5 protein-coding genes and 1 pseudogene are annotated in these 3,896 nt (G+C 72.6%); 1 reads left to right on the top strand and 5 read right to left on the bottom strand.

The window, feature by feature from the left end; all coding sequences use genetic code 11:
* Positions 1-28: 28 nt before the first annotated feature.
* Positions 29-952, bottom strand: a complete 924-nt coding sequence (locus tag B7767_RS37495) for a nitroreductase (protein ID WP_256923711.1) — start codon at positions 950-952, stop codon at positions 29-31.
* A 106-nt stretch (positions 953-1,058) separates the two neighbouring features.
* Positions 1,059-1,982 carry a DUF1918 domain-containing protein gene (locus B7767_RS37490; protein ID WP_085575891.1) on the bottom strand — a complete coding sequence of 308 codons (924 nt, stop codon included), beginning with the start codon at positions 1,980-1,982 and terminating at the stop codon, positions 1,059-1,061.
* A gap of 144 nt (positions 1,983-2,126) precedes the next feature.
* On the opposite strand from B7767_RS37490, the gene B7767_RS37485 reads away from it, so the two are divergent.
* Positions 2,127-2,801 carry a CBS domain-containing protein gene (locus B7767_RS37485; RefSeq protein ID WP_085575890.1) on the top strand — a complete coding sequence of 225 codons (675 nt, stop codon included), beginning with the start codon at positions 2,127-2,129 and terminating at the stop codon, positions 2,799-2,801.
* Positions 2,802-2,917: 116 nt separating this feature from the next.
* On the opposite strand, the gene B7767_RS37480 is transcribed toward B7767_RS37485, so the two are convergent.
* From B7767_RS37480 to B7767_RS47510, 3 genes and pseudogenes are all read right to left on the bottom strand, one after another.
* Positions 2,918-3,376, bottom strand: a complete 459-nt coding sequence (locus B7767_RS37480; RefSeq protein WP_085575916.1) for an Hsp20/alpha crystallin family protein — start codon at positions 3,374-3,376, stop codon at positions 2,918-2,920.
* 35 nt (positions 3,377-3,411) lie between these two features.
* The gene (locus B7767_RS37475) at positions 3,412-3,699 is read right to left on the bottom strand and encodes a DUF1876 domain-containing protein (RefSeq protein WP_085575889.1); all 288 of its coding nucleotides are present in this window, start codon (positions 3,697-3,699) and stop codon (positions 3,412-3,414) included.
* 11 nt (positions 3,700-3,710) lie between these two features.
* Positions 3,711-3,896 (bottom strand): annotated as a pseudogene (locus tag B7767_RS47510) (nicotinate phosphoribosyltransferase); the annotation flags it as partial.

The following is a 3,896-nucleotide window of genomic DNA, read 5'->3' as shown; positions in this document are numbered from 1 at the left end:
CGCCCCCCCCCCGCCCCGCCGAGTCCCCTCAGGGTCGGATGTCGAGTACGTCCGACACCGGGCGACGCGGTGTGCCGAGTCCTTTCGGGCCGTACCCCAGGCGCAGGAGCATCTGGGTGAAGCCCGTCCCCGACACCGGGTCGCGCAGCGGCCAGCGCAGGTCGGTCCATTCGAGGGGCTGGGTGGCGAAGGAACTGGACAGACCCTCGAGGGTGGCCAGCAGCAGGACGCGTTCCATGGCCTGGCCCGCGCGGAGCCAGTCCTCCGGGTGGTCGTGGTTCGTGCTGAGGAGGGCCAGCTGAGGGGTGCGCTCGAAGTCGGCGACGTCGCGGCCCGCCACCCTCCGGGAGGCCGCGAAGTCGCGCACAGGGGCTTTGCCCCCGCGCTTGCGCGGGCCGAAGGCGTAGTACGGGACTCCGTCGTCGGCGCTGCCCGTCGACGGGGCGTCGGTGCGCGTCCACCGCGCCAGGTCCTGGTCGCTGCCGGGGTCGGTGATGTTGCGCGCCTCGGCGTCCTGGACCAGTTCCAGCACCTCCTCCAGGTGCCACGGGGCGGGGAAGGTCAGCGTTGCTCCCTCGGCGCGGGCGGCCGCGCCGAGGGCCTCCCGCACGGGGCCGGGGATCTCCCTCTCCTCGAACGGGTGACGGCTGCTGTGACGCCGGTGTATCGCCGGGTACAGCGCGCCGAGGTCGTTCTCGTCGGTCGTAGGACCGGTCAGCCGCACGGTCGCGACCAGCGCCGGGTCGGTGGGGTCGGGCAGCAGGAGGGTTTCCGGGCACCAGCCCTCGTGGGCCACGGCGACCCTCAGGTTCAGCAGGGCGGCGCCGCAGCCGATGTGCAGGCCGCGGGTGTCGGGGTCGGAGTGCGGCATGGTGCGCTCGAGGTCGGCGCGGATCTCGAACGTACGGCTGCGCTGGAAGTAGCTGAAGAGCCAGGGCTGTGCGTTGTGCATGGACGGGGCCGCGGCGGCGGCTCGGACCAGGGCCGTCACCTGCTCGTCGGCCGGTGCTCGTCGGCTCACCGAAGCTTCCCCTCTCGGACCGGCGCCCTTTGGACACCTACTGATCGGCCGGAGTGATGCGCCGGCCCGTCAGACGCGTGGGCCGGATCGACACCCACATGTCGCGTGCGCCACCCGCCCACGGCTCGGTGTGCGCACTCCGGACGAGCCCACGCACGGCATCGGGCTCCGTGACGACGCTCGCGGGGCCGACCGCGAGCACGCTCCAGCCCCGGCTCATCGCCTCGTCCACGTGGTCGACCTCGAAGGCGACCTCCGCTCCGACAGCCGCCGCGGGCACGGAGTCGGGCGCGGTCCGGAAGACGATCGTGTCCTCCACGATCTCGTAGTTGACCGGGACGACCGCGGGACGGCCGTCGGACGTCGACACGGCGATACGCCCCACGCCGTGCGTGGACAGCAGGCGGCGGCATTCCTCCGGGCCGAGGTCCCGCAACTGTGGACGCAGCAGTGCGTGGCCCTGACCGGGCGGCAGGTCGACGCCCGCCCCGCGCAGGGCCGTGACGGTGGTGCCCAGCGCGGCGGCCAGGCTGAGGAGGGTCGCCATCGTCGGGTCGGCCGGCTGCTCCTCCAGGTACGCCAGGTAGGCCGACGAGATGCGGGCCCGGCGGGCCGTCTCCTCCCGGCTGAGCCCGTGCCTGTGGCGTTCGACGGCCACGCGTCGGCCGATGTCGCCGGGGTTGGGCGTCCCGGGCGGCGGAGCGGCCTCGGACAAGGCCCGCGCCTCACCCGTGTCGGGCCGGGAAGACGCGCGGGAGGTCCCGGGCTGCCCGTGCTCCACGTGCCGGATGTGTGCGTCGGGCCCCGGGAACACGAGCGTCACGTCGTCCGTGTCCGACCAGCGCACGTCGTAGGGGGGTGTGCCGTCCTCGTGGTGGAGTCCGACGATCTCGCCGTCGCGCCTGGTGACGCCGGTCGCCGGGCTTTCGACGACGAGTTGGTCGCCGAGGTGAGCTCGCATGATCGCCGCCCTCTCCTCAGAATGGTCCTGTGTCCAACGTGCCACGCGCGGCACACCGCCGCACGGCACGACCGGCCCGCATCCGCGGGAACGGGCCGGGCCGGCCGGATGCCGGACGGCCACCACCCGGACAGGAGAGTCGACATGCAGCACCGAACGGTCGCGGAACTCATGACCCGGGACGTCGTCAAGGCACGGCGTGACCTGCCGTTCAAGGAGATCGTCAGGCTGCTGGCGGAGAACGACGTCACCGCCGTGCCCGTGGTGGACGACCTGGGCCGCCCCATGGGCGTGGTGTCCGAGGCGGACCTGCTGCGCAAAAGCTCTGACCAGGCCGACCCGTCGGGGAGGGTCCCCGTTCCGCACCTGGAGGCATGGGAGCGGGCCAAGGCCGAGGGCTCCCGCGCCGAGGAACTGATGTCGGCTCCCGCCGTGTGCGCACGTCCGGAGTGGAGTGTGGTGGAGGCCGCCCGCCTGATGGAGGCCCAGCACGTCAAGCGGCTGCCCGTCGTGGACGAGACGGACCGGCTTCTGGGCATCGTCAGCCGTGGCGACCTGTTGCGCGTCTTCCTGCGCCGTGACGACGCCATCCGCGACGAGATCACCGGGGACGTGCTGCGACGCACGATGGGGCTGGCTCCCTCGGAAGTGACGGCCGAGGTGCGCGACGGGCGGGTCGATCTCAAGGGCTCGGTCGAGTTCAGGAGTCTGATCCCCGTCATCGAGCGGCTGTGCCGGAGCGTCGACGGCGTGGTCTCGGTCGCCGAGCACCTCGCGTACCGGACCGACGACTCCCGGCGGTCCCCCACCGCTCCATGAGGGGACGGCCGGCGCCGGTGGCCGGGAGACACCCGGGGCCGTGGCCCCGCCGGGGAGGGGAACGGCACGCGTCCGCCGGACCCGGTACGCGGTCCGGCGGGCGGCGCCGCCCCGGCTCAGCCGGTGATCTCGATGCGGTGTCCCCTCCCCGTCTCGGTCTTCGGGACACGCACCGTGAGGACTCCGCTCGTCAGGTCCGCGCTGACGTGCTCGGTGTCGGAGTTCGGCGGCAGGGTCGTGCGGTAGTCGAACCGTCCCATGCGGCGGGCGTGCCTTCGGACCACCCCGGTGTGTTCCTTCTCCTTGATCTCACCGTGGATGTCGAGTTCGCCCTCGGCGACCTCGACGGTGATCTGGTCCTTGTCCACGCCGGGAAGCTCCAGTTCCACCAGGTAGGCGTCCTCGGTGTCCACGATGTCGGCCAGCGGTGCCCACGGCTCGCCCGTGCCGGATTCGGGATAGCCGCCGATGGGGAAGACGGCGTGCATGAGCTGGTCCATCCGGGCGCGGAGATCGTCCAGCTCGTGCAAGGTCGCCGAGAGTCCACCCCTGCCGTGTCGTACGGGATGTGTCATGACCGGTTCTCCTGTCTCGTCGTGTCGGCCGTCGTTCACGTGGGCCATCCGGTGACCTGTCGGGGGCCGGGCCGCGGCACCCCCATGCCCTCGATGTCGCGCTCGGCGGTGTTCAGCAGCCGCTGGGCGATGTTCTGCAGAGCCCGCCCGGCCGCCAGTTCGTCGCCGATCTCCGGCACGTTCGCGTCCGCCGGGTGACAGTGCGCGGTCCCCTGACCGGTGAGCTCCGTGGTGCCGGTGTCCAGCACCACGTGCGCCTTCGTGGTTCCGTCGTCGTCCTCGAAGAGGTCGAGTCGAACCCTCCACTCCGTCGTGTGCGGCATTGTTTTCCTCCTCACCTCGGTACGGACCCGTGTGGTCCGGACACGGTTCGTTCCGGGACCCGGGGCCGGGTGGAGGCCTCCGTCGTCCGTTCCTCGATGCGGCGCCGGACGCGGGCGGCGAGTGCGCCCAGCCGCTCGGAGGCCGTCGCCCGGGGAGCGACCGGCGCCCGGATCCGGCGGGCGGCCGGCGGCAGGCC

The sequence above is a fragment of the Streptomyces sp. 13-12-16 genome (assembly GCF_002114215.1).
Lineage (GTDB): Bacteria > Actinomycetota > Actinomycetes > Streptomycetales > Streptomycetaceae > Streptomyces.
This window is presented reverse-complemented; position numbering and strand designations above follow the sequence as displayed.

Excerpts from the sequence above, each read along its gene's own strand:
- B7767_RS37480 (WP_085575916.1), bottom strand. The coding sequence starts at position 3,376 with ATGACACATCCCGTACGACACGGCAGGGGTGGACTCTCGGCGACCTTG.
- B7767_RS37485 (WP_085575890.1), top strand. The coding sequence starts at position 2,127 with ATGCAGCACCGAACGGTCGCGGAACTCATGACCCGGGACGTCGTCAAG.
- B7767_RS37495 (WP_256923711.1), bottom strand. The coding sequence starts at position 952 with ATGCACAACGCACAGCCCTGGCTCTTCAGCTACTTCCAGCGCAGCCGT.
- B7767_RS37490 (WP_085575891.1), bottom strand. The coding sequence starts at position 1,982 with ATGCGAGCTCACCTCGGCGACCAACTCGTCGTCGAAAGCCCGGCGACC.
- B7767_RS37475 (WP_085575889.1), bottom strand. The coding sequence starts at position 3,699 with ATGCCGCACACGACGGAGTGGAGGGTTCGACTCGACCTCTTCGAGGAC.